This is a genomic window from Streptomyces sp. NPDC006643 (assembly GCF_042870175.1).
Lineage (GTDB): Bacteria > Actinomycetota > Actinomycetes > Streptomycetales > Streptomycetaceae > Streptomyces.
Window position 1 is genome coordinate 95,498 of the sequence record NZ_JBIAHA010000015.1, and the last position, 24,802, is coordinate 120,299.

General features: G+C 70.4%; 20 protein-coding genes. 12 read left to right on the forward strand and 8 right to left on the reverse strand.

Features of this window, described 5'->3' with window-relative positions:
- Nucleotides 1-7: 7 nt before the first annotated feature.
- Complete coding sequence (locus ACFYNU_RS21150) at nt 8-637, forward strand: helix-turn-helix domain-containing protein (protein WP_356590569.1); 630 nt, start codon at nt 8-10, stop codon at nt 635-637.
- Complete coding sequence (locus ACFYNU_RS21155; RefSeq protein WP_356590571.1) at nt 634-1,554, forward strand: SDR family oxidoreductase; 921 nt, start codon at nt 634-636, stop codon at nt 1,552-1,554. The genes ACFYNU_RS21150 and ACFYNU_RS21155 overlap by 4 nt, the downstream gene beginning before the upstream one ends.
- A gap of 51 nt (nt 1,555-1,605) precedes the next feature.
- Here ACFYNU_RS21155 and ACFYNU_RS21160 read toward each other — a convergent pair whose 3' ends face one another.
- Together ACFYNU_RS21160 and ACFYNU_RS21165 are read right to left on the reverse strand one after the other, a co-directional pair.
- Nucleotides 1,606-2,853 carry a sigma-70 family RNA polymerase sigma factor gene (locus tag ACFYNU_RS21160; RefSeq protein ID WP_356590573.1) on the reverse strand — a complete coding sequence of 416 codons (1,248 nt, stop codon included), beginning with the start codon at nt 2,851-2,853 and terminating at the stop codon, nt 1,606-1,608.
- Nucleotides 2,854-2,895: 42 nt separating this feature from the next.
- Nucleotides 2,896-3,312: a YciI family protein gene (locus ACFYNU_RS21165; protein ID WP_356590575.1), complete on the reverse strand. Its 417-nt coding sequence runs from the start codon at nt 3,310-3,312 to the stop codon at nt 2,896-2,898.
- Nucleotides 3,313-3,608: 296 nt separating this feature from the next.
- Between ACFYNU_RS21165 and ACFYNU_RS21170 the strand changes: the two genes are divergently transcribed.
- From ACFYNU_RS21170 to ACFYNU_RS21180, 3 genes are all read left to right on the forward strand, one after another.
- Complete coding sequence (locus ACFYNU_RS21170; protein ID WP_356590577.1) at nt 3,609-4,355, forward strand: SDR family oxidoreductase; 747 nt, start codon at nt 3,609-3,611, stop codon at nt 4,353-4,355.
- Between the two features lie 116 nt (nt 4,356-4,471).
- Nucleotides 4,472-4,831 (forward strand): hypothetical protein, encoded by a 360-nt coding sequence (locus ACFYNU_RS21175; RefSeq protein ID WP_356590579.1) that lies wholly within the window; start codon nt 4,472-4,474, stop codon nt 4,829-4,831.
- Between the two features lie 34 nt (nt 4,832-4,865).
- Nucleotides 4,866-5,591 (forward strand): TetR/AcrR family transcriptional regulator, encoded by a 726-nt coding sequence (locus ACFYNU_RS21180; RefSeq protein ID WP_356590581.1) that lies wholly within the window; start codon nt 4,866-4,868, stop codon nt 5,589-5,591.
- A gap of 64 nt (nt 5,592-5,655) precedes the next feature.
- On the opposite strand, the gene ACFYNU_RS21185 is transcribed toward ACFYNU_RS21180, so the two are convergent.
- Entirely contained in the window at nt 5,656-6,375 is a 720-nt protein-coding gene (locus ACFYNU_RS21185; protein WP_356590583.1) for a hypothetical protein, read from the reverse strand.
- Between the two features lie 158 nt (nt 6,376-6,533).
- On the opposite strand from ACFYNU_RS21185, the gene ACFYNU_RS21190 reads away from it, so the two are divergent.
- From ACFYNU_RS21190 to ACFYNU_RS21210, 5 genes are all read left to right on the forward strand, one after another.
- Nucleotides 6,534-7,550 carry a hypothetical protein gene (locus ACFYNU_RS21190; RefSeq protein WP_356590585.1) on the forward strand — a complete coding sequence of 339 codons (1,017 nt, stop codon included), beginning with the start codon at nt 6,534-6,536 and terminating at the stop codon, nt 7,548-7,550.
- 8 nt (nt 7,551-7,558) lie between these two features.
- Nucleotides 7,559-8,587 carry a hypothetical protein gene (locus ACFYNU_RS21195; protein ID WP_356590587.1) on the forward strand — a complete coding sequence of 343 codons (1,029 nt, stop codon included), beginning with the start codon at nt 7,559-7,561 and terminating at the stop codon, nt 8,585-8,587.
- 17 nt (nt 8,588-8,604) lie between these two features.
- On the forward strand, nt 8,605-9,135 hold the full coding sequence (locus tag ACFYNU_RS21200; protein ID WP_356590589.1) for a hypothetical protein: 531 nt from the start codon (nt 8,605-8,607) through the stop codon (nt 9,133-9,135).
- Nucleotides 9,136-9,256: 121 nt separating this feature from the next.
- The gene (locus ACFYNU_RS21205; RefSeq protein ID WP_356590591.1) at nt 9,257-10,984 is read left to right on the forward strand and encodes an asparagine synthase C-terminal domain-containing protein; all 1,728 of its coding nucleotides are present in this window, start codon (nt 9,257-9,259) and stop codon (nt 10,982-10,984) included.
- Nucleotides 10,985-11,115: 131 nt separating this feature from the next.
- Nucleotides 11,116-12,948, forward strand: a complete 1,833-nt coding sequence (locus ACFYNU_RS21210) for a leucine-rich repeat domain-containing protein (RefSeq protein WP_356590593.1) — start codon at nt 11,116-11,118, stop codon at nt 12,946-12,948.
- Nucleotides 12,949-12,970: 22 nt separating this feature from the next.
- On the opposite strand, the gene ACFYNU_RS21215 is transcribed toward ACFYNU_RS21210, so the two are convergent.
- From ACFYNU_RS21215 to ACFYNU_RS21225, 3 genes are all read right to left on the reverse strand, one after another.
- Nucleotides 12,971-13,597, reverse strand: coding sequence for a hypothetical protein (locus ACFYNU_RS21215; protein ID WP_356590595.1), 627 nt, complete (start codon nt 13,595-13,597; stop codon nt 12,971-12,973).
- A gap of 111 nt (nt 13,598-13,708) precedes the next feature.
- On the reverse strand, nt 13,709-14,872 hold the full coding sequence (locus ACFYNU_RS21220; RefSeq protein WP_356590597.1) for an NAD-dependent formate dehydrogenase: 1,164 nt from the start codon (nt 14,870-14,872) through the stop codon (nt 13,709-13,711).
- A 188-nt stretch (nt 14,873-15,060) separates the two neighbouring features.
- Nucleotides 15,061-15,999, reverse strand: a complete 939-nt coding sequence (locus ACFYNU_RS21225; RefSeq protein WP_356590599.1) for a LysR family transcriptional regulator — start codon at nt 15,997-15,999, stop codon at nt 15,061-15,063.
- 233 nt (nt 16,000-16,232) lie between these two features.
- Here ACFYNU_RS21225 and ACFYNU_RS21230 point away from each other — a divergent pair, with 233 nt between their 5' ends.
- Nucleotides 16,233-16,745, forward strand: coding sequence for an SRPBCC family protein (locus tag ACFYNU_RS21230; protein ID WP_356590601.1), 513 nt, complete (start codon nt 16,233-16,235; stop codon nt 16,743-16,745).
- Nucleotides 16,746-16,861: 116 nt separating this feature from the next.
- Nucleotides 16,862-19,144 (forward strand): FdhF/YdeP family oxidoreductase, encoded by a 2,283-nt coding sequence (locus tag ACFYNU_RS21235; RefSeq protein WP_356590708.1) that lies wholly within the window; start codon nt 16,862-16,864, stop codon nt 19,142-19,144.
- Here the strand turns inward: ACFYNU_RS21235 and ACFYNU_RS21240 are convergent.
- Together ACFYNU_RS21240 and ACFYNU_RS21245 are read right to left on the reverse strand one after the other, a co-directional pair.
- Nucleotides 19,056-23,756 (reverse strand): caspase family protein, encoded by a 4,701-nt coding sequence (locus ACFYNU_RS21240; RefSeq protein WP_356590603.1) that lies wholly within the window; start codon nt 23,754-23,756, stop codon nt 19,056-19,058. The genes ACFYNU_RS21235 and ACFYNU_RS21240 overlap by 89 nt on opposite strands.
- Nucleotides 23,749-24,663 carry an antibiotic ABC transporter ATP-binding protein gene (locus ACFYNU_RS21245; RefSeq protein WP_356590605.1) on the reverse strand — a complete coding sequence of 305 codons (915 nt, stop codon included), beginning with the start codon at nt 24,661-24,663 and terminating at the stop codon, nt 23,749-23,751. The genes ACFYNU_RS21240 and ACFYNU_RS21245 overlap by 8 nt, the downstream gene beginning before the upstream one ends.
- Nucleotides 24,664-24,802: the final 139 nt, after the last annotated feature.

Sequence of the window (24,802 nt, forward strand, 5' to 3'; positions counted from 1 at the left end):
CCTCGCCGTGGTCGGACGTCCCCGTGGTGTCGACGACGCCGCGATCCTGCGCGCCACCGCCGACGTCGTCGGACGCGTCGGGCCCGCCGGGCTCACACTCGCCGCGGTGGCCCGCGAGGTCGGCGTCGTGCCCGGCACGCTCATGCAGCGTTTCGGCTCCAAGCGCGGCCTGCTGCTGGCGCTCGCCGAGCGGGCCGCCGAGAGCGCGGAGGCCGATGCCTGTACGGCGCCGGAGCGGCTGCGCGAGGAGCACGGTTCGGCGCTCGCCGCGCTGACCGCCCTGCTCGTGGAGTCGACGGAACCGATGAGGACGCCCCAGACGTACGCCAACCATCTGGCGTTCCTCTGCCTTGACCTCGGCGAACCGGACTTCCACGCGCACGCCCTCACCGTGCACCGGGCCGAGCGGCGCGCCGTCGAGGAACTGCTGACCGCCGCCGTCGCCGCCGGAGAGCTGCGCGCCGGGACCGACGTACGCCCGCTGGCCCGTTCCGTACAGGCGATGGCCTCCGGCGCCGGGCTGCTCTGGGCACTCGACCGGGAAGGGACGCTCGCGCGGCGGACCCGGCAGGAGATCCACGAGGTGCTGGCGCGGCACGTGGCCCCGCCCGTACCGGCCGACCAGGAGGAATCATGAACGACACATCGAGGACGCCGGGACCGCTGGCCGGGCAGGTCGCGCTGGTCGCGGGCGGGACCCGGGGCGGCGGGCGCGGCATCGCGGTCGAACTCGGCGCGGCCGGCGCGACGGTGTACGTCACCGGCCGCAGCAGCGCCGCCGGACGCTCCGACCTGGACCGGCCCGAGACCGTCGAGGGGACGGCCGATCTGGTCACCGCCGCCGGTGGGCGCGGTATCGCCGTCCGTACCGATCACAGCAGGCCCGACGACGTACGCGCCCTGGTCGACCGGATCGCCGCCGAGCAGGACGGGCGGCTGGACATCCTCGTCAACTCCGTATGGGGCGGGGATCCGTTGACCGACTGGGAGCATCCGCTGTGGGAGCAGGACCTGGACACCGGGTTCCGGCTGCTGCGGCAGGCCGTCGACACCCATGTGATCACCAGCCGTTACGCCCTGCCGCTGCTGGTCGCCCGGCGGAGCGGGCTGGTCGTGGAGGTGACGGACGGGAACACCGCCCGCTACCGGGGGAGTTTCTTCTACGACCTGGTGAAGTCCTCGGTGATCCGCCTCGCGGTCGCGCAGGCGGCCGAGTTGAGACCGTACGGTGTCGCCGCCGTCGCGATCACGCCCGGTTTTCTGCGCTCCGAGGCGATGCTGGACGGTCTCGGCGTCACCGAGGAGAACTGGCGGGACGCGGTGGCCCAGGACCCGAACTTCGCCCACTCGGAGAGCCCCGCGTATCTGGGACGCGCGGTCGCCGCGCTGGCCGCCGATCCGGACGTCATGGCCAAGTCGGGGCGGGCGCTGGCGACGTGGGGGCTGTACGAGGAGTACGGCTTCACGGACGCGGACGGTACGCGGCCGGACTTCGCCGCGCACTGGGCCCGTTCGCTGGTCGAGGAGTACGGGCCGCTCGGCGAACCGCTGTAGCGGCACGGCACGGCACGGCGGGGCTCAGCGCGATGCGGTAGGGCCCGGTGGTCAGCCGCGCAGGCGGGCCGCTCGCATCATCAGGTAGCGGGTCTCCGGGACGCTGAGCGTACGGTCCGCCGCCAACTGGTACGCCGCCAGGGCGCCTTCCGTGTCGCCCGCCCGCTCCAGCAGATGGGCCCGCACCGCGTCGAGCCGGTGGTGGCCCGCCAACTCCTTCTCGACACCCTTGAGTTCGGCGAGCCCGGCCTCCGGGCCGTGCGCCATCGCCACGGCCACCGCCCTGCTCAGCTCGGCCATCGGCTCGGGCCCGGGAGCGCGGCGCAGCAACTCGTCGTACAGCGCCACGATCTGGAGCCAGTCGGTGTCCTCCGCGCTCGCCGCCTCGTCGTGCAGCGCGGCGATGGCGGCCTGCAACTGGTAGGGACCGGCGGGCCCTTGGGACAGCGCCTCCTCGACCAGCGCCGTACCCTCGTCGATCGCGGCGCGGTCCCAGCGGTCGCGGTCCTGCTCGTCCAGCGGGACGAGTTCCCCGTGCGGACCCGTGCGGGCGGCGCTCCGCGCCTCCGTGAGCAGCATCAGCGCGAGCAGGCCCGTCACGGTGCCCTCGGTCGGCAGCAGCCGCCGTACCTCCCGGGTCAGCCGGATCGCCTCGTACGCCAGATCCGCGCGGTGCAACTCGCTGCCGGAGGTGGCCGTATGGCCCTCGTTGAATATCAGGTAGAGCACCTGGAGCACGGTGGCGAGCCGGCGGTCGCGGTCCTCGGGGCCCGGCTGCCGGAAGGGCGCGCCCTTGATCTTCTGCTTCGCCCTGCTGATGCGCTGCGCCATCGTCGCCTCCGGCATCAGATGCGCGCGGGCGATCTCGGCCGTGGTCAGACCGCCGACGGCGCGCAGGGTGAGCGCGATCCGGCCGGCGGCGGGCAGTTCGGGATGGCAGCAGAGGAAGAGCAGGGTGAGCGTGTCGTCCTCCGACGGGGCGCGGCTCTCGCCGGGCGGCGGTGTGGTGAAGGCGTCCCTGGGGGTGAGCGCGGTGGCGTTCTCCTCGCGTCTGCGCCGTGCCTCTTCGCTGCGGAGCTGGTCGACGAGCCGGCGGGAGGCGGTTCTGATCAGCCAGCCGCGGGGGTTGTCGGGCGGGCCGGTGGTCGGCCACTGCTGGGCGGCGGCGATGAGCGATTCCTGCACGGCGTCCTCGGCGAGGTCGAAGTGGCCGTAGCGGCGGACGAGCGCGCCGAGGACCTGCGGCGCGTGCAGGCGCAGCAGGTCCTCGGTCGTGGTGGAGCCGGTGCCGTCGTTCACACCGTGTATTACACCGCGTCGTGCCGAGGCGCGCACGGAGTCTCAGCCGTCGGTGGCCGGGCTCCCCTGGATGGGGCGGATGACCACCGGGTAGGACGGCACGCCCTCGGGCTGGGGGCACGTCGCGACGCGCGCGGCGATCTCCGTGACCCGCTCCAGGCTCGCGCAGTCGAGAATCCAGTAGCCGGCCAGCAGCTCCTTCGTCTCGCCGTACGGGCCGTCCGTGATCACCGGCTTGCCGTCCTTGTCCGCGCCGACGAAACGGGTCTGCGAGGGGGCGGCCAGGCCGTTCGCGTCGACCAGCTCGCCCGACTCGGCGAGGTCGTCGTTGATCGCTCCCATGAAGGCGAACATCGCCTGCAAGTCCGCCTCGTTCCAGGCCGCGCTGTGCTCGGATGCCTTGCCGCTCATCGCGTCGTAGTCGGCCTGCGAACCCTGGACCATCACCAGATACTTCATGACGTCACTCCCTGTGTCGTGCTGTCGCCCCTGCTGGGCAACTCTCACAGGGGACGTCGGAGCCGACGACGGCTTCTCGACAGCTCGCGGGATTTTTCTTCTCCACCACTCTGTCGGCTCCGGTGCGTGGGCGCGAGCCGGGTCGTGGTGGTAGGGGGATGGTTTGGGGGCGGGGTGCGTAGCGGTCCGGGAGCTGGGTGCGTAGCGATGTTACGGAATGGGGTAGCGATGCTACGTCGATCGTGTTAGCGTTGATGTTGTCGGGAGGCGAGGACCGCTATCCAGGGAGCAATGTCATGAGCGAGCAGTCGGGCACGGACCGTCGAGTGGTGATCGTCACCGGAGGGTCCCGAGGGATCGGCCGGGAGAGCGCGGAGCGCCTGGCGGCCGACGGGCTCGCCGTCGTCGTCAACTACGCGGGAAATCAGGTCGAGGCGGAGGCGACGGTCGCCGCCATCACCGGGTCGGGCGGGACCGCCATGGCCTTCCGCGCCGATGTGGCCGACGAGGCCGCGGTGTCGGCGCTCTTCGACGCGGCGGAGGAGGCATACGGAGGCGTGGACGTCCTCGTGCACGCGGCGGGCGTCATGTCGGTGACGCCGCTGGTGGACACCGAGTTGGACGCGCTGGATCGTATGCACCGCACCAACATCCGGGGCACGTTCGTGGTCGACCAGCAGGCCGCGCGCCGACTGCGGAGCGGCGGGGCGATCATCAACTTCTCCAGCTCGGTGCTGGGCCTGGCCTTCCCCGGCTACACGGCGTACGCGGCCAGCAAGGGCGCGGTCGAGGCGATGACGCTGATCCTGGCCAGGGAGCTGCGTGGACGCGACATCACCGTCAACGCGGTGGCGCCCGGACCGACGGCCACCGCGCTGTTCCTGGACGGGAAGGACGAGGAGACCGTCGCGAAGCTCGCCGCGCAGGCGCCGTTGGAGCGGCTGGGCCGGCCGGAGGACATCGCCGAGGTCGTGTCCTTCCTGGCGGGACCGGCCCGCTGGGTCAACGGGCAGGTGCTGCGCGCCAACGGCGGCATCATCTGAGCCGCGCGCGCCCGCCGAGTCTCCGGCCGGGAGACCGCCCGATGGATCGAGAAGCAGTGACAAGCAGTGACAAGCAGTGACAAGCAGCGTGAAGCAGCGAGGAGTGGAGGTCCGTCATGGACGACACCGCGAAGACCGTCGTGATCACAGGGGCCGGCTCCGGCTTCGGAGCGCTCGCCGCGCGCTCCCTCGCCCACGCCGGGCACACCGTCTACGCGCCGATGCGCGACACCACGGGCCGTAACGCGGCCCGGGTCGCCGACGCCATCGTCGAGGTGGTGGACGCCCCGTACGGCACGCGGCCGTTCCGGGTGCATGTGGATCCCGCGAACGACGGGTCGGAAGAGGTCAGCCGGGTCGCGGATCGAATACGGGCGGAGTTCCTGACTCGTATCGGCCTGGCCGACCTGCTCGCCCCGCATGACTCCGCGGCGCCTGCCGCTGCCCCCGCCGGCCCTGTCGCTCGTCATGCGTAACAGCGCTACGGGGCCCTTGATACGGTCGTCGGCGATGAGTACACGCGCGCGGATCCTGGAAGTCGCGGCCCGGCTGGTCGCCGAGTCGCCCAACGGGGACGTCTCCACCCGGGCCGTGTGCGACGCAGCGCAGGTGGGTGCCCCGGCGCTCTACCGGCACTTCGGGGACAAGGAAGGGCTGTTGTCCGCCGTCGTGGACTACGGCTTCGACAAGTATCTGGAGACCAAGCGGCAGCGTGCCCCGGAGGACGACCCGATAGAGGATCTGCGCAAGGGCTGGGACAGCCATGTGGAGTTCGCGCTGGACAACCCGAATCTGTACCGGCTGATGTACTCCCCCGCGATGCGCACGCCCCCGGCGGCTGCGCTGGAGTCCCACGAGATCCTCACCAGGGATCTGCGACGGGCGGCGGCGGACGGGAAGTTGCGGCTGGCGCCGGAGGCAGCCGCGCAGGTCGTCATGTCGGCCAACGTCGGGGTGGCGCTGATGCTCGTCGCCCGTCCCTCGACCTTCACCGACAGGGACACCTCCCGGCGGGTCCGCGACGCCGTGCACGCCACCGTCCTCACCCCGGACGTGACGGCGGAGACCGGCACGGGCACGCGGGCCGCAGGTGGCGGGACACAGCTGCCTGCGGCGGCGGCCCAGTTGAACGCCCTGCTGGGACGCTCGGCGGAGTCGGGGCTCAGCACCGCGGAAGTGGCCCTGATGACGGAATGGCTGCGCCGGCTTTCCACGACGTCCAAGGACACCGACTAGATCTGACCGATCTGCCAGATCTGTCAGGTCTGGCAGATGTCCGCCGGACCGGGCCCGGGGGCCCTCACGTCGGCAGATCCGCGCAGGTGTCCGACGCCGGGAGTTCGTCCGCGAGGAATACCGTCTGCGCCATCATCTTGAAGCCGGACATCTTCTCGCGGAATGTCTCCACCGACTCCTCGGGGTGTACGGAATCGATCACGGCGTGCTCGCCGACGGCGTTGAACTGGTGGCTCACACCGCGCGGGATCTGCATGTCCACGAAGGAGCAGGGCGGTACGACCAGGTTGTAGCGGGTCCGCTCCACACCCGGCGGGGTGTCGGGCAGCATGTCTTCGAAGGACCGCAGCGAGAAGGGAGTTACCCCGGCGACGCCGGTGATCTCGAACGGGGAGAGGCTGCTCACCCGGATCCGGGTGTCCGGGCCCGTCATCATCCGTACGAAGCGCAGACCGGTGTGCAGATGCATACGGGAGCAGACGCCACGCTCCTCCACATTGTAGAAATCCATCAGATAGCGGTCGGCGAAGAAGTCGTCGAAGGGCGCTTCGAGCATATAGACGTCGCCCTCCTCGAATGTCTGGAAACGAGTTATCCCATCCTTGTCCCGGGTCGTCGCCGATTCGCTTCTCTTGGCGTCTCTCACGACCTTGGTGAAGGCGTTCACCACGGCCAAGGCGATGTCTTCGGGGAGTTGGAGGACGGGCGTGACGACATTTCTTGCCGCATCCGTGAATTCGGCGACGTCGTGGACCTCGTTCTCGGCGTTCGCCTCGCGTTTCATTCGTGTACGGGAATTGGACATCTGAATCAAGCTCCATCGTCTAGGATCTGTCCGTTCGGCATAACGAAACCATGCGCTTCTCAGGGCAGTTGGAGGGGGCCGCCGTGATCTGCCCGCACTGTGGGAAAGACGCTCGCTACCGGGAGCGGGGGCGTGGGATGTGCCCGACCTGCAAGCGCGCGTTCGCCCTCGAACCGAAGGAGAACACGCTCCGTCTGCACGACGTCCGGATGCGCAAGCTCATCGACAAGCTCGGCAACGGCGAAGGACTGCGCTACACGCCCACCCAGCTCTGGTACGCCGCAGCGCGCAACCGGACTCCCGCGGGCGGCACATCGTTCGGATGCGTCGCCGTCGCGCTCATCGTGGCGACGGGCTTCATCTCGTGGCTGGTCATCGGCATCAACGAGTTCGATCCGGACGTGATGCTCGGCACTCTCGGGATCTCCGGCGTCTTCCTGGCGCTGACTCTCCTGCTGACGTTCCGTGGCTCCCGCCGCGCCAAGTGGTCGGGCACGGTCGAGGTGCCGATGTCGCTCAGCACCTTCCGGACGTCGGTCATCGACCGTTGGACCACCGTCTACAGCCGGCCCGACGGGCTGAAGGGCGACGACCACTTCCGGTTCCCCGTGCTTCCCGACGGCGGCAGGCCGAGGCTGGTCGTCCTCTGCCCGGACCGTGACGTGCTGGCCTGCCTCGCGCTGAACAACGCGCACACGACGCACTCACTCGCACTGGCGCAGTCGCCGGACCAGCTCGGGAGCATATCCACCGGCGCGACCGCGGCCGGGGGGCCGGGACTTGTGGGGATAGTCCTGCATGACGCCAGCCCGGCGGGGCTCGCCTTCGCCGCCTCGGCCAGGGCCGCGCTCGGCGGCCGGGTGGTGGTCGCCGGGATGCTGCCGCGCAGCGTGATGGATAAGCCGACCGCACTGCGGCTGCGCAAACCGCTGCGGGGTGGGGACCTGGACGTCATCCGTGCGTCCGCGCCGCCGTTGACCACGGCGGAGGTCGACTGGCTGAGCCGTGGCTGGTGGTCGCCGATAGCCGCCGTGCCGCCGGCGAAGCTGCTGACCGTGGTGGCGCGTGCGGTGGACCGGGCCGAGGGGATGGCCGATCCCGACCGGGGTCGCGCGCAGCAGGTCGGATTCCTCACCTGGCCGACGGCGTCATGAGCGACGCGGTGCAAGCGACGCAGGCGGCGCAGGCGGCGCGGGTGACGAACGCGGCGCATCTGACGAACGCGGCGTACGTGGCCGACGTGACCGCCCCGACCACCCCGACTGATGTGGCCGACATGACCGACGTGAGGAACGTGGGGCAGATGCGGCAGGCGATCCTGGACCGGGTGCTGCGTACGGCGGTCGAGAAGGCCGCCGCGCCCGGTCAACTGCGCTTCACCGAGCGGCAGTTGTACTACGAGATGTGCCGGGTCCTACAGCCGTGGCACCGGGCGCCCCGGCGCGCGCAGTTCACCTCGGCCCCCGCCCTGACGTACGACGCGTACCGGACCACGCTGCGCCGGCACGGTCCGGAGTCGGTGGCCGGCCTGCTGCCGCCCGCCGTTCCGGCGCCCCGGCAGGCGGCCGGGCGGCACACCCCGGAACCTGACCTGTTCGACTACGGTCTGCCGCGGCTGCTGGTCTGCGAGTCCGACGACATCGCGGCCATGCTGCGGGCCAACGGGGTGCCGATGGAGTCGGCGTGCCCGGTGTACGGGGCATCCGAACTGCCCCTGTATCCGGGCGTGTTGAGGATGCTCTCGCTCGCCGAGCGCGGGACGGTCTATCTGCTGCACGACGCGAGCGCGCGGGGGCTCACCTTCCCGGCCCGGTTCGCCAGGTCCGTCGATCTGCCGGAGGGCGTACGGGTCGTCCCGCTGGGGCTGCGGCCCCGGCAGGCCGGGGCTCTCCATCTGGTGCACGGCCGTGGCCCGGCGTATGCCGCCGTGCCCGCCCAAGGTCCGGCGCCCTTCGTCCTGGGCGGTACGGGCGCCGGGCCCGGCACCGGTCCGGGGGTCGGGGCCGCGCTCAGCCGCTGGGAGCGCGACTGGCTGCGACGCGGCAGATTCGTGGAGCTGGCCGCCGTGAACCCGGCGTCACTGATCCGTACGGTGCACCGTCTCGTACGCGAAGTGCGCCCGCCGCGCTCGCAGTTGACCGAACTCCGGCAGGTGCGCCGGGCGGGATTCCTGAGCTGGCCCACCGCATGAGCATGAGAGGAACCGCAGTGCCGCAGCCGCAGAGGCGGGAGATCACCTACACCGACGAGCTGCTCGCGGACCGCTCCGTCCACCGGCGCTACTCGGACGGCCGCCAGGAGTGGCGCAGCACGGGCGGCGGGGCGAGCGGTCGCGTCGTGCGGTGGCGGGACGATCGCGGCCTTGAGGGCACCGACGAACTGCTCGGACAGCGGATCGTCAAGCGCGTGTACGGGGACGGGCGCCCGGCCATCTACGGCAGGGAGGGCGGTTACGGCCGGACGCTGTGGAGCGACGGGGTGTTGACGGTGAACCGGACGTCGTTCGGCGGCCGGCTGGGCACCGTCCTGGGCGCGGTGACCGCGGGCGCCCTCGTCGGGGCAGCACTCACCATGCCGCCCACCGCCCTCTCCCCGGAAGAGGAGGAGGAGTTGCGCCGCCAGGCCGAGGCGAGCGCGTCCGGCGGCGACGGCGGCTCGGGAGGCGGGGGCGACGGCGGCGACGGTGATTACGGGGACTGGGGCGACGGCTCCGGCGACACCGACGACGACTTCGGCTGAGCAGGCAGGCCGGGGTGCCGTCCACCGCCTGGGAGCCGAGAAGAGAGAAGAGAGAGGGGACGCGATGTCCCGCTGGTGTGCGTCTCTGACCGCCGATGATCCGGCCGGGCAGGTGGCGGCCATGGGTGGCCGCCCTGTCCGGACGCGGGCGGACCGGCACGCGCTCGGCCTGCTCGACGGGCCCGGTGTCGCGGCGGGGCCGTACCGGGTCGGCGACGTGTACGCGATCGGCGAGGTCACGCTCCACAACGCGCCCGAACTCCGTTCCCGGCTCGGCGCGGACGGCGCCCCCGCCGACTGCTCGGACGGTGAACTGCTCCTGCGCGTGTACGTCAGATTCGGCGCCGCCGGACTGGCCGCCGCCGACGGCATGTTCGCCCTCGCCATCGCCGAGGGGGAGGAACTCGTCCTCGTACGGGACCATATGGGCGCCCGGACCATCTTCCACGCGCACGCCGGTACGGGGGAGGGAGCGGCCTGGGCGGCGTCCACCTCCCTGCGGGCACTCCAGCGCTGGCCCGCGCTGGACACCGGGCTGCATCTGCCGGCCGTCCGGTCGTTCCTGACCTTCGCGTATCTGCCCGGCAGAGAGACCCTGCTGCGCGGGATCCACGAGGTGCTGCCGGGCCGGTGCGTACGGCTGAGGGCGGACGGGTCCACGGCGGAGGAGACGTACGCGAAGAAGACGTACGCGGAGGAGATGTACGCGGAGGAGACGTACTGGGAGCCGGTCGAGGCGGTCGACGAGCGGCCAGCCTCCGAACACGCCCAGGAACTGCGGGAGTTGCTGGAGTCCGCCACCGCGCGCCGACTGCCGGCCGCCGAACCGGTCGGTGTCCTGCTCTCCGGCGGTGTGGACAGCAGCCTGGTGACCGCGCTCGCCGCCAAGCTGCACGACCAGGCCGTCCGGTCGTACTCGATCAGCTTCGGCGGCGACGCCCCCAACGAACTCGCCTACTCCGGGCTGGTCGCCGCCCACTGCCACACCGAGCACCGGGTCCTGACCGTGCCCGGCGAGGCGGTCGCGGCGCGGCTGCCGGAGACCGTCGCGCTGCTGGACAGCCCGGTCGGCGACCCGCTCACCGTCCCCAACCTGATGCTCGCCGAGGCGGTCGCGGCGGACGGGATGAGCGTCGTGCTCAACGGGGAGGGCGGCGACCCGGTGTTCGGCGGCCCCAAGAATCTGCCGATGCTCATCCATGAACTGCACCGTGACGAGGCGGGGGTGGACTCCCGGGCGCGGGCCTACGTCGACTCATACCGCAAATGCCACGGCGATCTGCCGGTGCTGCTCACGCCCGATGTGCTGGCCGAGCTGGCGGACGCGCCGCCGGTGACGGATCTGCTGGCGCCGTATCTGGCGCAGGGCCGGATGACCAGCCTGCTCAACCAGTTGCTCCACACCAACCTGCGGACCAAGGGCGCCCACCACATCCTGACCAAGGTGGAGCGCATCACCGCCTCCCAGGGGCTGGAGGGCCGGGCGCCGCTGTTCGACCGCGCGGTGGTCGACCACGCGTTCCGGGTGCCGCCCCGGCTGAAGCTCGCCGGGACGAGCGAGAAGTGGATCCTCAAGGAGGCGGTCCGGGACCTGCTGCCGCCGACCATCGTGGACCGGCCGAAGAGCGGGATGCGGGTGCCGGTCCAGCAGTGGCTGGACGGGCCCCTGCGCGAGCTGGGACACGATCTGCTGATCGGCAGCTCGGCGCGCGCCCGTGGGCTGTTCCGGGAGGACACGATCCGGTCGTGGCTGCGGAGGGAGGGGACGCTGCTGCCGCGCCAGGGCGGCAAGTTGTGGCTGGTCCTCACGCTGGAGCTGTGGCTGCGGTCGTTCGAGGTCGGGGCCTGAGGACTGTCAACTGAGGCGTGAGGCCCGTTGATTGAGGCCCGTGGACCGAGGCTCGTGGACCGAGGCCCGGCCCCGGTGGGCGGCCGACCGGCGGGGTGGGTTGTCGGTGGCGGCGCCTATCCTGCGGTGGCATGACCACCTTCCCGATCGACGGCCGTCCCTCCGGCGCCGTCGGTGAACTCGACTCCCTGCGTGAGCTGCTGCCCGGCGTGAAGGCCGCCCAGGCCCGTAAGGTCGTACGCGAACTGCTCGTTCGGGGCGCGGACGCGCCGGCCGTCGACCCAGGGGAGGCGGTCGCGCTCGCCGCGCGGTTCGCCGCCGTCGGGGAGCCGAAGACCGACGCGCTGCTGAAGATGTGGGCCAAGGTCGCCGATCCCGACCGGTTCGCCGAGTTGCTGCTCGTGCCCGCCTTCGTACGGGAGAACCGCACCGATCTCAAGGTGAGCAAGGTCGTCCCGGCGGGGCTGCGGCACCTCGGGCCCCTCCTGCGTACACTCCATCTGGACCGGTGCGCCGGGCTCACCGATCTCACGGTGATCGCCGACTTCACCTACCTCATCAGCCTTGATCTCGGCGGCTGTTCGGGCATCGACGATCTCGCGCCGCTCGCCGGGCTCACCGCGCTGGAGAGTCTGCGGCTGCACCGTTGCCGCAAGGTCAAGGACATCGGCCCGTTGCTGACGTCACGCGCGCTGCGGCGGCTCGATCTCAGCATGACCGGTGTCGCGTCCGTCGCCGGGCTCGGCTCCGCGCTGCCCGCCCTGGAAACCCTCAGCCTCCAGGGCTGCCGGGGCCTGCGCGACATCGGCCCGCTCAGCGGTCTGCGCCGGCTCGCCACACTCGACCTGGGATGGACCGGCATCAAGGATCTGTCCGCGCTGACGGACGTCGGCGCGGTCACCGAGCTGGACCTGACCAGTTGCGCCCATCTCACCACCCTCAAGGGCATCGACGCGATGCCCGGCCTGCGGGTGCTGCGGATGGACAAGGTCCGCCGGCTCCGCTCGCTGGACGGCCTCGGCCACCACCCGGACGTCACGGAGCTGGTCCTCACCGAATGCGCCCAGCTCCAGGATCTGCGGGCGATAGCGGGCCTGCCCGGACTGGAGACCCTGGAGATCGCCGACTGCGAACGGCTCACCTCCGTCGCCGGGGTCGAGGCGCTGACCCGTCTCGACCTGCTCCGGGTGCGCGCCTGCACCGCCCTGTCGGACTTCTCGTCACTGGCCGGCGCCCCGGCGCCCCGCCGGCTGTTCCTGACGGACGTCGACGGCGGGTCCGATCTCGGGTTCCTGCCGGAACTGCCGGGTCTGCGGGTGCTGTTGATCGACCGGTTCCGCACCCTGCGTACGCTGCGTGGCGCACCGGACCTGCCCGACCTGCGGATTCTCGACGTACGCCACTGCCCCTCGCTGGTCGATCTAGGCCGGGTCGGCGATCTGCCGCAGCTGCGGCGCGTGCAGATCTTCGGGTGCGACGTCCTGCACGACGCGGACGGTCTGGCCGGCCGGGCCCCGCTGGAGGATCTGCGGCTGGAGGGCGTATCGCAACTGGAGTCCCTGGAGAGCCTGGCCGACTCACCCACGCTCCGGAAGATCAAGATCGAGTCGTGCGACCGGCTGAAGGCGCCGCCGATGGGCGGGATGAAGGCACTGCGGGAGCTGGAGTACCGGTATCAGCGATGGCCGGACTTCGACTTCCTCGGCGGCAGCACCTCGATCGAGTCGGTCAAGGCCTACTCGCTCGGACTGCGCGACATCTCCGCGCTGGCCGGGCTGCCCGCGCTGGCGAAGGTGGACTTCAGCCTCTCCTCGACCACCGAACTGGCTTCGTTCGCGCCGCTGTTGGAGATGGGCGGGCTGACGAACGCCGTGCTGAGCGACTACGTCATCCGGCACGTTCCCGACGGGGCGAAGGTCAAGGCCGAGTTGAAGGCGCGCGGGGTGAGCCCGTTCATGCGCTGAGCGCGTGCATGGGTGAGCCCGTTCACCCCTCCTGGGCTCTCGCCCAGGCGAGGTAGTCCGACACCACCTCGGGCGGGTTCGCGGCCTCGGCCAGCTCCGGCTCGTACCCGGCCCGGTACATGTCGAACGGCACGATCGGTACGGGGCGGCCGAGGATCTCGGTGAGCTTGCCGCTCGCGTGCAGATGGCGGGCGAGGTCGACGCAGGCGTCGTCGAAGTGGGTCGTCAGCAGCTCGTCCCGGCGGTCCTGTTCACCCTCGTCGCCCTCGTCGCCCTCGTCGTCCGATTCGTCCTCGTCGTCGGGCGCCTCGTACCAGAGACCAAGCTCCTTGATCTCGGCCAGGTGCAGCGCCGCTCCCACCGGATCGTCCGTCGGTTCGGGACCGTGGCCGACGATGCCCGTCGTCTCGTCCAGCAGCCAGTACGCGTAACTCCACCGCACCTCGCCCGGCTCGCCGCCCGCGGCCACCACGCGCCGTACCTCGCTCTCGGTGTTGTAACCGATCGCGAGGTACGGGTGGCGGTGGTCGAACGAGTCGTGTCGCCAGATCCGGAACGAGATCACATAGATCTCGGACCTGAGCGGAGCCGGAAGCGCCTCCAGCGCCCGCTCACCCGCCCGCCGCATGTGCTCCTGGAACGCCGTCATGGCGCGCACGATCGCACATCGCGGAGAACGGAATCCCGTCGGGGGTCGGGGGGTCGGAGTGTCAGGGGTTGGGGACGAGGGGTTGGGGACGAGGGGGCGGGGACGGAGAGGTCAGGACTCCTTCGTGGAGTACGAGTGCGCTCCCGTGCCCGCGAGCGCCCCGCCCTCAACGATCAGGTACTCGTCCCGGATCGGGTTCCCGGCGAAGAACGACTCCAGGATCTCCCGCGTACCGGCCGCGTAGCGCGCCTGCGCCGAGAGCGACGAGCCCGAGATGTGCGGCGTCATCGCGTGGTGCGGCATGGTGCGCCACGGGTGGTCGGCCGGCGCGGGCTGCGGGTACCAGACGTCGCCGCCGTAGCCCGCCAGTTGACCGCTGCGCAGCGCGCGGTCCACGGCGTCACGGTCGACGATCTTCGCCCGCGCGGTGTTGATGAGGTACGCGCCCCGCTTCATGGTGCCGATGAGCTTGTCGTCGAACAGGCCCTCGGTCTCCGGGTGCAGCGGCGCGTTGATGGTGACGACGTCGACGTGCGGCACCATGGCGGCGGTCGACTCGTGCCAGGTGAGGTTCAGCTCCTGCTCGACGGACTCCGGCAGCCGGTGGCGGTCCGTGTAGTGCAGGCCCACGTCGAAGGGGGCGAGCCGGCGCAGCACGCCGAGCCCGATACGGCCTGCCGCGACCGTGCCGACCTGCATGCCCTCCAGGTCGTACGAGCGCTTGACGGCGTCCGCGATGTTCCAGCCGCCGTCGAGCACGATCTGGTGCGAGGGGATGAAGTTGCGGACGAGGCCGAGGATGGTCATCACCACGTGCTCGGCGACGCTGATGCTGTTGCAGTACGTCACCTCGGCGACGGTGACGCCGTGCGAGATGGCGGCGTCCAGGTCGACATGGTCGGAGCCGATGCCGGCGGTGACGGCGAGCTTCAGGTTCTTGGCGGTGGCGATGCGCTCGGCCGTCAGATAGGCCGGCCAGAACGGCTGGGAGATGACGATGTCCGCGTCGACCAGCTCACGGTCGAAGACCGAACCCGCGCCTTCCTTGTCGGACGTGACGACGAGGGTGTGGCCGCGGCTCTCCAGGAAGGAGCGCAGGCCGAGTTCACCGGACACGCTGCCCAGCAGATGGCCGGGGGTGAAGTCGGTGGCCTCGGGGGTGGGGGTGGTCTGGCCGCCCGGGTAGTGGTCGATGACCGGGAGGTCGTCGCGGGCGTAGGTGGTGGGCTGGCCGTCGGTCGGGTCGTCGTACAGCACACACAGGATTTTGGCCATGACGTTGCGGCTCCTCGTCCGTTGCTGCGGGAGTGCTTCGGAAGGTGCCCTCTTACGGTGGGTGCTGGGAGTCGGCGCTGGCAAAGCGAACTTTCCTATGCCGGGATAGGAGCCGGCTATCTGTGGGTGCCGGCTGTCTGTGGGTGCCGGCTGTCTGTGGGAGCTGGCTGTCTGTGGGAGCCGACTGTCTACCTGTCCGCCGCCGGCGCGAGCGCCGTGTCGAGCAGGTCGTTCAGCACTTCCCGTACGCTCACCCGCCGCGCGGTCTCCAACAGGGCCTTCGCCAGCACCGGTTCGGGGCTGCGGTCGGCGATGACCAGCCCCACGCGCGGGCCGTGCGTGGGGTGCACCAGCGGGACCACGCGCATCGACGCGGGGACGCCGAACATATGCAGCCAGGCGTGCGAGATCACGCTCGACCAGCGGCCCGACGCCATGTGCGTGTAGAGGCCGGCGACGGTGTCGGTCTCGATGGCCGGGGTGACGCTCGCCCCTTCGGCGGCGAAGTACTCGTCCATGATGCGGCGGTTGCGCATCTGCGGTGACAGCAGACACAGCGGGACCCCGGCGACCTCGGCCCAGCGCACCGAACGCTGCTCGGCGAGCGCGCTGTCGTGCGGCGTGAGGAGCAGATACCGCTCCTCGTACAGGGGCGTTCTGCGTACGTGGCGCAGGCTCTCGTCGTCGAGATAGGTGAGCGCGATGTCCAGTTCGAAGGAGGTCAGCCGGCGTGTGATGTCGCGCGACGACAGCGTCTCCAACGAGACCCGGACCAGGGGGTGTTGCTCACAGAAGGGCGTGGTCAGAAGGGACGCGGCGGTCAGGGCGGTCGGGATGGCGCCGAGGCGCAGCGTGCCGGTCAGTCCGCCGCGCATGACCGACAACTCGTGGTGCAGCGCGTCGCGTTCGGAGAGGATCCGATGTGCCCAGAGCAGTACCCGCTCGCCCTCGGGCGTCAGCCCCTCGAAGCGCCGGCCGCGTCGCACGATGGGCACGCCCAGTTCGTGCTCCAGCTTGCGTATCGCGGCGGAGAGGGAGGGCTGCGACACGAAGCAGGCGTCGGCGGCGCGCGCGAAATGCCGCTCGCGGGCGAGCGCGACCAGATACTCCAGCTGCCGCAACAGCACGACGACCCGCTCCTCTCGGCTCTCCGGTCCCGCTGACTCCGGCCCGGGTCCGGTCCCGGTCATCCTCACCCAGGGGGGAGCGGTTGCGATACGGGTCGGGCCGGGCGGTGTCGGTCGAATACGCCGTCCGCGTGCTTCGAGGGGCGGACCGGGACGGCTTTCCCTACGCTGCGTACAGGTATGTCCCGCGGGGGCATGTCGCACAATTCGGCGCCGGAGGGATCAGGGAATTCATGAGCACCATCGAGGCGTCCCGTGATGTCGATGTGCCGATCCGGATGGCCTACAACCAGTGGACGCAATTCGAGAGCTTTCCGCGCTTCATGGACGGCGTACGCCGAATTGACCAGTCCCGGTCCACGATGACCCACTGGGTGACCCGGATGGGGCCGATGACCCATGAGTTCGACGCGGAGATCGTGGAGCAGCGCCCTGACGAGCGGGTCAGCTGGCGAAGCCTGGGCCGGCCCCGCCATTCGGGCACCGTGACCTTCCAGGAACTGGGCGAGAACCGGGTACGGGTGACCCTGCGGATCGACTTCACCCCGCACGGATTGGTGGAGCGCGCCGGTGATGCGCTGGGCATCGTGCATCGCCGGGTGCACAACGACCTGAAAAGCTTCAAGGAATACATCGAGGGTCAGGGACGGGAAACCGGCGAATGGCGTGGCGCCATCAGCGACAGCCATGTCAGGCCGGACTCGGGACAGAAACATCCGCAGGTGCCCAATTGGCCCACAGGCTGAGGCGAAAGGCTGTTCAGGTGGAAAGTCGACCGGCCAGGGGATCGACCGAGAGCGACGTCGACGTCGATGTCGAATCGGAAGCGGAAGCGGAATCGGAAGCCGAAGCCGAGATTGAGATCACGCCGCCCAAGACATGGGCGGCAGGCGTTCCCGCCGTCGCCCACGCCCTCTCCTACTCCCTCGCGGAGACCTCGGCCTCGCACACCGCCGTGACCCTGCTCAACATCAACCAGACCAAGGGCTTCGACTGCCCCGGCTGCGCCTGGGCGGATCCCGAGCCGGGCACCCGGCACCGTAACGAGTACTGCGAGAACGGCGCCAAGCACGTCAACGACGAGGCGACCACCCGGCGGATCACCCCGGAATTCTTCCGCCGCCACTCGGTGGCCGAACTGGGCCGCGCCTCCGACCAGTGGCTCAACCAGCAGGGACGGCTCACCGAACCCATGGTGAAACGTCCGGGCTCCGAGCACTACGAGCCGATCAGCTGGCACGACGCGCTCGGGCTCATCGCCGACGAGCTGCGCGGCCTGGACTCGCCCGACGAAGCCGTCTTCTACACCTCGGGCCGCGCGGGAAACGAGCAGGCCTTCGTCCTCCAGTTGTTCGCCCGCGCCTTCGGCACCAACAACCTCCCCGACTGCTCCAACATGTGCCACGAGTCGAGCGGCGCCGCCCTGTACGAGACGCTGGGCACCGGCAAAGGCAGCGTGAGCCTGACGGACATCCACCACGCCGACCTGATTCTCACCGTGGGCCAGAACCCCGGCAGCAATCACCCCCGGATGCTCTCGGCACTGGAGGAGAACAAGCGCAGGGGTGGCCGTATCGTCGCGATCAACCCGCTGCCGGAGGCGGGACTGATCCGGTTCAAGAATCCGCAGAAGCCGCGCGGTGTGGTGGGCCGGGGGACCGTGATCGCCGACGACTTCCTCCAGATCCGGCTCGGCGGCGACCTCGCCCTCTTCCAGGCCCTGAACCTGCTGCTGCTGGAGGCGGAGGACGCCGCGCCCGGCACCGTGCTGAACCGGTCCTTCATCGATTCGCACACCAAGGACTTCGGTGAGTTCGCCGAGCACATCCGCTCGACCGTCTCGTGGCCCGACGTCCTCGCCGCCACCGGACTGACCCGTGCCGGGATCGAGCGGCTGCGCGACGCCGTCCTCCGCAGCGAACGCGTCGTCGTCTGCTGGGCGATGGGGCTCACGCAGCAGAAACACGGAGTCGCCACCATCCGGGAGATCGTGAACTTCCTGCTGCTGCGGGGCAACGTCGGCAAGCCCGGGGCCGGGCCGTGTCCCGTACGCGGACACAGCAACGTCCAGGGCGACCGGACGATGGGAATCTGGGAGCAGATGCCCGAGGCGTTCATGGCGGCCCTCGGACGCGAGTTCTCGTTCGAGCCCCCGGCGGCGCACGGCCTGGACACGGTGGACTCCATCCGGGCCATGCTCGACGGGCGGATCAAGCTGTTCCTCGGCCTCGCGGGCAATTTCGTACGGGCCACGCCCGACAGCCCCGTCACCGAGCGGGCGATGCGCCGCTGCCGTCTCACGGCGCACATCTCCACCAAGCTGAACCGCTCGCACACGGTCTGCGGTGACACGGCGCTGATCCTTCCCACGCTCGGCCGCAGCGAGAAGGACATCCAGGAGGGCGGGGAGCAGTTCGTCACCGTCGAGGACTCGATGAGCCAGGTCCACGCCTCCCACGGACGCCTTGAGCCCGCGTCGAAGCAGCTGCTCAGCGAGGTGGCCATCCTCAGCCGCCTCGCGCGCCGGACGCTCGGGGACCGGGTGGCCGTGCCCTGGGAGGAGTTCGAGGCGGACTACGGAACGATCCGGGACCGCATCGCCCGGGTGGTCCCCGGATTCGACAACTACAACGCACGCGCCGCCCGCCCCGGCGGCTTCACGCTGCCGAACCCGGTCAACGAAGGCGTCTTCCCCAACGCCGTCGGCAAGGCGCTCTTCACACGCAACACGTTCGAGATGCTGCACGCCCCCGAAGGGCACCTCCTGCTCCAGACGCTGCGCTCGCACGACCAGTGGAACACCGTCCCGTACACGACGAACGACCGCTACCGGGGCATCCACGGCTCACGGCACGTCGTGCTCGTCAACCAGAGCGACCTGGACGCGCTCGGTCTGCGCGACGGCGAGCGGGTCGACGTGGTCAGCGTCTGGCACGACGACATCGAGCGGCGGGCGGAGGGCTTCCGGCTGGTCGCCTACCCGACCCCGGCCGGGTGCGCCGCCGCGTACTACCCGGAGGCCAACGTGCTGGTGCCGCTGGACAGCGTGGCCGACGTCAGCAATACGCCGACGTCGAAGGGGGTCGTGATCCGGCTGGAGCGGGCAGGCGGGGGCGCACCAGCACAACCCCCTGCTGGGTGCTGATCGCCAGATCGAAGCCGGGCAGTACGGCGAGCGAGGTCACGAGCGCGGGGATCGGCGTGCCCCAGACCTTCTCCCCGCTGGGCAGCCGGCAGAGGGCGACACCGTGCTCGTCGCTGACCGCGGCCATGAGTTCCCCGTTGGGGGCGGTGCCGGCCCACAGGAGGCGGTAGGCGGGCATGGGGAGGAGGGTCGTCGTTTCGGGGTGGGCGCTGTCCCAGACGGTGACGGGGACGAGGGTCGTGTCGTCGAAACCTTGGCAGTCCATGTGCAGGAGGACCGGCTGGGAGTCGTCTCCGCCGGCCCAGCGCAGATACCAGCTGACGCCGGAGGCGAGACTCCGGTGGCCCCGCCCGACGGATTCCGGCTGTGGTGGATTGACGGTGTGGATCTGCCATGTGACCAGGTCCAGTACAGCCGCCTCGCCGAACTTGGCGGCCATGGCGACGTATCTCGAACCTTCGGTGCCGTGCTGGGGAACCATGGCGACAACGTCCCTGATCAGTTTTATCGGATCGGTACGAAGGGGCCTCGCGGCGATGGCGTCCCACAGATAGCCCTGCGACTCGGACCCATTGCCGATGCAGACCATCAACACGACCTCACCGGTGCGGAGTTCGAAGGCGGTCGAACGGAGATCCCGGATCCGGATGTCGAGTCGGAGGGACCGTGGCATCGCGGCGAGAACAGTGTGTTGCCGAGGGGACACCGAGATGGATACCTCGTTGCGTGCGGGATCAAAACCGAGCACGCGGGTGCGTGGGTGGGCCGCCGTCGGCGGCAGGACGTGGCACTCCGTGTTCCGCCCGGCTTTGCTCGGCTTGTCCAACTCCGCCGCGCTCACGGCCCCCGTAGGGCTGAGTCGCTGCCAGTAGAAGTTGATCAGTGGCCACCCCCTGTCGTCACTCTCGAAGTGATCCCGCCTGGTCAGTAGGTTCAGCGTTCCGTCAGGATCCTCGCTGCATCTCTCGAAGTCCGCCCTCACAGTCTCGGGAAGCTCGTGGGTGCGTTCAGGAGCCCCGCCGTCCGTGAGCCTGCTGAGATTGCCGGTGGAGATCAGCCGGATGCCGGCCCAGGAACTGGCGGCAATCCGCGTCGGGCTCGCGTCCCATCCGAGGACGAGTTCGGTGTGCGACGCCGCGTTCCTGCTGACCTCCTCATCGGGCGGGGCGTCCTGGGATACGTGTTCCTCGTTCCAGTGCCACATCCGTGCCGTGCCGTCATTGCCGATCGAGAGGATGTCCAGTGCGCGGGAAGTCGAGGACTTCAGGATGTGCACGGCGCAGATCGCACTCTCGTGTCCGTGCAGTGGGCTTCCGACGGCGACTCCCGTCTCCGCGTTGATGACGCTTACTCCGCCGGTCATTCCGGCACCGACGGCAAGAAGGCGTCCGTCCTGAGACTCCGGTGCGACATCGAAGGCGTAGATGTCGCCCTGTACCTGTACCGCCGGCTTCGCCGGAGCGGACAGCAGGACCACATGCAGAGACGGTCGCCGGGCGGTGACGAGTACGCAGCTGGCCGGATCATTGCCGACGAATCGTCCCGTGGGCCAGCCGTAGCCGTCGGGGAGCGCATGTGATGTCGCGTGTCCGGTGAAGACATCGATCAGGGTGAGGGAGCCGTGCAGGCGCCCATGGTGGATCGCCGCTGTTGTGCTTCCGTCGCGAAGACGAGTGGTTGCCGTGATGGCCGGGCTCCTGAGCCACCGGAGCAGTGTTCGTGGCCGGGCGTCGGACTCCAGCGGGAACAGGGTGACCTTCCCGGCCGCGGCGTCGCATACCAACGCCCAGGCACTCCCGTCCCTGTCGTGCACGACCCGGGCCGTCGGCGGGTTCTGCCAGAGCACGGACCTGGCCGATGGATCCTCGCGCGACGAGCCGAATGGGATAAGAGACAGAAGGACCGAGCGCAGTGGGTCGTACGCCTCGATCCCCCGGGGGCTCCGGCACAGAACCACGGGCGTGCCGTTCCCCAGGATTCCCGAATCCAGCAGCAGTTCGGAGCCGTTCGTAGCCGTGTGCGCCTTCAGCGTCTGGTGCTCGACATCCCAGACCCGCAGGCTGCCCGCCTCGTCGAGGGTGACGGCCAGCGGCTGTTCATCAGGTCGTCTGAGCAGAAGCAGGTTCCGGACGCGTGACGGATGCGGAAGCAAGGCCGACTGAGAGGGGTCGTCCAGGCCCCACACGTATACGTGTTCGGCGGAGGGGGGAGCCGCGAGGATCACCGTCCGCCCCCGGGACGTGCCGACCTCCTCGATCATCCAGCCGCCCAAGAGCGAGGTGGTCGAGTTGTTGCCCGACCCGTGCTGGCCGATGATCCGGTGCGGTGTGACGCGTCGTGGTTCGACCCACAGGCGGTCCACGGACGCCGACAGCGCCGCCGCCCGCAGCGCGAACTCCCGTGCCCCGTACGTCTCCGCGACGAATGCCAGCTGAGCCGGCCGGTCCAGTCCGTCGCCCGCACGCAGCAGGTCCGAGCAGCGTTCGATCACCAGCGCCGGGACGGAGGCGTGGCGCGCGTACCGGACCGCCGGGAGCAGACCCGAGACGTCGGCGGCCAGGACGAAGGCCGGGTCCTCGATGAGGTCGTCGATCGTGCCGGCCGCCGCCGCGTGGGTGGCCAGATAGCCGCGTACGTACGGGTGGGCCCGGTCCCAGTGGGGCTGGTCCGCGCGGTGCGGCACGAGGTCCAGCAGGGTGTCCACGAAGCACCGTTGGATGTCCGCGAGGTCGCGGAAGCGGAGCGTACGGGTCTGGAGGTGGGTCGTGAGTTGTTGGTGGTAGAGGCGGAAGTACTTCCGGCCGTCCTGTTCGACCACCGTCAGATAGGAGCCGTCCTCGTCCACCAGTTCATCGATGTGGGCCTCGGTCAGCGCTTCGCCGGACAGCCGGGACGCCACCTGCGCCCACACGCCCGCGCGGGGCAGGCCGTGCCCTTCGCCGAAGGCGAGTGCCGTCAGCAGGGCGAGCGCCGTCGATCTGCGCCCTTGGGGCAGCCGCTCCAAGTACGCGTCGAGAGCCCCGTTGACGTCGGACGGCAGGCGCTCGGCCCAGCCCGGCACGGCGATGTCGATGGGTGTGTCGCGCATCAGCGCCGTCGTGGTCATCCGGGCGACCAGGAAGCAACGGCCGGCTCGTGCCGCGACCTCCTCGGCGACCGTACGCGCGACTTCCGGCGCGTGCTCGTACGGAGAGCCGAGATCGGTCAGGACGCGTTCCGCGTACTCGGCGATGCTCGTGTCGTCGGCGTACTCCGTGCTGTCCAGATCGATCACGGGCGCGCGGTCGCCGATGTGCAGCAGCAGTTCGCGCCGTGAGCCGATCACCAGGCGTACGCACGGCACGGCGGCCAGTGGGCGCAGCAGCTCCCACGCGATGTGCCGTGCCTCGGCCTTGCCGTCACCCGGGCCGGCCTCGTCCAGGGAGTCCGCCACGATCCGGAAGGGGCGCCGGCGGCCGGCGAGGGCGGTGAGGAGCGCGGGCACGGTCGTGGCCGAGACATCGGCGGCGCTCGCCAGCCGTTGGACGACGTCGTGGAGGGTCTGGTGGCGCATGTTGATCGAGACGTCGATCCGGTTGTCGGCGTCGCGTTCGCCGCCGTCCTCACCTTCGCCGCCGTGCTCGCCTTCGAGCACGATCTTTCCCAGGACCGCCGACTTGCCCGAGCCGGGCGCCCCGGTCACCACCAGGGGGCGCCGTTCGTCCGTGGCGGCCAGGTGCGTCCGCAGGGCCGTGAGGGCGTGCCCGCGTCCGGTGAAGTACGAACCCGGGTCGCTCACGTGCTCCACCCCGCGTCCCCGGGGCTCGAAGTGCGAGGCCCGGTCGGAGGCATCGCCGCCGAGCCGCCCGGCGGTGTCCGTCTCGGCGCTCGGGTCGAACTTCGGGTTGGAGAAGAAGGGCGGTTGCGCGGACTGGTCGGCCAGCGAGCAGGACGCGCGCTGCCGTCGACCGGCCCGTTCGAAGGACTGGTTGACGCGGTGGGCGAGCAGGGCGGGAGACAGATAGCGCTGTGACGCACCGTCACCCGCCTTGATAACGCTGGCCAGTTCGGCGACGAAGGCGCCGTCGTCCGCGAGATCGCGATGCCGCGCCGACGCCATGACCCAGGTGCCGGCGCCGCCCTCGGCGCCCCGTGGTCTGACGGCGGCGAAGGCGTCCGCCGCCGACGCGATGTCGCCCGCGCCCGCCGCCGCGTTGCAGGCGTCGATCACGAACAGCACGTTGCGGACGCCGGATGCGCCGAGTACGGCCTCCAGATTGCGCGGGGACAGCCAACTGCGCGGCCTGGACTCCACCGTGCCCGCGCAGGCGAGGCGGTAGTTCCCGGCGTCGGGGAGGTCGCCGTGGCCCGCGTAGTAGAGGACCACCGTGTCGTCGGCGGTGAGTTCGGCCCCGGCGCACCAGTCGGCCAGCGCGTCTTCGAAGTCGTCGGCGCGCGGGTCGTACGAGACGTCGGTGAGGACCCGCTCGTACCCCATCGACGTGAAGAGGTCGGCGATCCGCTGGACGTCGCGGTGCGCCTCAGGGAGTTCGGGGAGGTGCGTGTAGTGCCGGGTGCCCGCAGCGATGACGTAACGCCGTGCGGAAGTACCGGACGGGGGTTGTTCACTCATCCGCGGTCCCCGACAGTCCCTCGGCGATGGCGCGGCCGGTCTCGACCGCGGTGAGGTAGCGGGTCGCGTCGTGCATGTGGCTGCCGTTGTGCACGACCTGGTCGGTGACGCCGGGACCGAAGGCGGGGCTCAACTCCCGTACGACGGCCACGATGTCCTTCGAGTCGGCGACGTTCGTCCAGGCCCGCAGATTCTCCGGCCACACCGCCCGGCCTTCGACGGGCGCCGGGTGCAGCCGGTTGAGTACCACTCCGCGCATGCCCAGCGGCGAGCCGAGCGTGACGAGCATCCGCACGTCCAACTCCTCGCCGCGCTCCGCAGCCGCGCACAGTGCCTCGTACGCGAGCACCGAGCCCAGCGAGTGCCCCACGACGACGCGCGTGTCCGGGGTGAGGTGAGCGGCGACCTGCGCCTGCGCGCGGGTGCGGACGTCCGGATCGGTGAGGTAGCGGACCACCTGCTTCAGATTTCCGATCAGTACGCGGTCACGGACGCCCCCCAGGAACTCCGCCCCCGTCAGTGCGTCCAGAGCACGTCGCACGGTCTTAAGCCGCAGACCTTGGGCGGCGGCCCAGCCGACCGCGCCGCGCGTGCCGGTCTCGTCGGGTGCGGGAACCCGGCGGTCGGTACGGGCCGCCTCGGCCCACCAGGCCATCAGCAGTTCGAACTCAAGGTCGCTCTCGACATCCGCGGCTTGGAAGCTCTCGCTGTCCGCGCGGGTGCCGGCGGGCCGGAACAGGTCGCCGTAGAAGGCCACGGCGATGTCCTCGGGATCGGGCACCGCGGCACGGGTGCCGGCCCCGGCCAGCCTTACGCCGCCGCGCAGCTCGGGAACGATGTCCCGGACCAGCGAGTCCTCGCTCAGATACTGCTTGCCGACGCCGTGCACGAATACGACCCTGGCCATCCCCACGTCACCCCTGGACCGCCGACTGCCGGACCGCCGACCGCCCAGTGCCGTCGGACCGGCCGACACCACCGACATATCCCGCGACAATAGTAGAGATGGGCGTGAACAGGCCCTGGGTCCAAGGTGTTTGGTCCAA

Coding starts and splice junctions, on each gene's coding strand:
- ACFYNU_RS21155 (WP_356590571.1), top strand. CDS start 634: ATGAACGACACATCGAGGACGCCGGGACCGCTGGCCGGGCAGGTCGCG.
- ACFYNU_RS21170 (WP_356590577.1), top strand. CDS start 3,609: ATGAGCGAGCAGTCGGGCACGGACCGTCGAGTGGTGATCGTCACCGGA.
- ACFYNU_RS21245 (WP_356590605.1), bottom strand. CDS start 24,663: ATGGCCAGGGTCGTATTCGTGCACGGCGTCGGCAAGCAGTATCTGAGC.
- ACFYNU_RS21165 (WP_356590575.1), bottom strand. CDS start 3,312: ATGAAGTATCTGGTGATGGTCCAGGGTTCGCAGGCCGACTACGACGCG.
- ACFYNU_RS21210 (WP_356590593.1), top strand. CDS start 11,116: ATGACCACCTTCCCGATCGACGGCCGTCCCTCCGGCGCCGTCGGTGAA.
- ACFYNU_RS21215 (WP_356590595.1), bottom strand. CDS start 13,597: ATGACGGCGTTCCAGGAGCACATGCGGCGGGCGGGTGAGCGGGCGCTG.
- ACFYNU_RS21185 (WP_356590583.1), bottom strand. CDS start 6,375: ATGAAACGCGAGGCGAACGCCGAGAACGAGGTCCACGACGTCGCCGAA.
- ACFYNU_RS21230 (WP_356590601.1), top strand. CDS start 16,233: ATGAGCACCATCGAGGCGTCCCGTGATGTCGATGTGCCGATCCGGATG.
- ACFYNU_RS21175 (WP_356590579.1), top strand. CDS start 4,472: ATGGACGACACCGCGAAGACCGTCGTGATCACAGGGGCCGGCTCCGGC.
- ACFYNU_RS21220 (WP_356590597.1), bottom strand. CDS start 14,872: ATGGCCAAAATCCTGTGTGTGCTGTACGACGACCCGACCGACGGCCAG.
- ACFYNU_RS21240 (WP_356590603.1), bottom strand. CDS start 23,756: ATGAGTGAACAACCCCCGTCCGGTACTTCCGCACGGCGTTACGTCATC.
- ACFYNU_RS21190 (WP_356590585.1), top strand. CDS start 6,534: ATGTGCCCGACCTGCAAGCGCGCGTTCGCCCTCGAACCGAAGGAGAAC.
- ACFYNU_RS21180 (WP_356590581.1), top strand. CDS start 4,866: ATGAGTACACGCGCGCGGATCCTGGAAGTCGCGGCCCGGCTGGTCGCC.
- ACFYNU_RS21205 (WP_356590591.1), top strand. CDS start 9,257: ATGGGTGGCCGCCCTGTCCGGACGCGGGCGGACCGGCACGCGCTCGGC.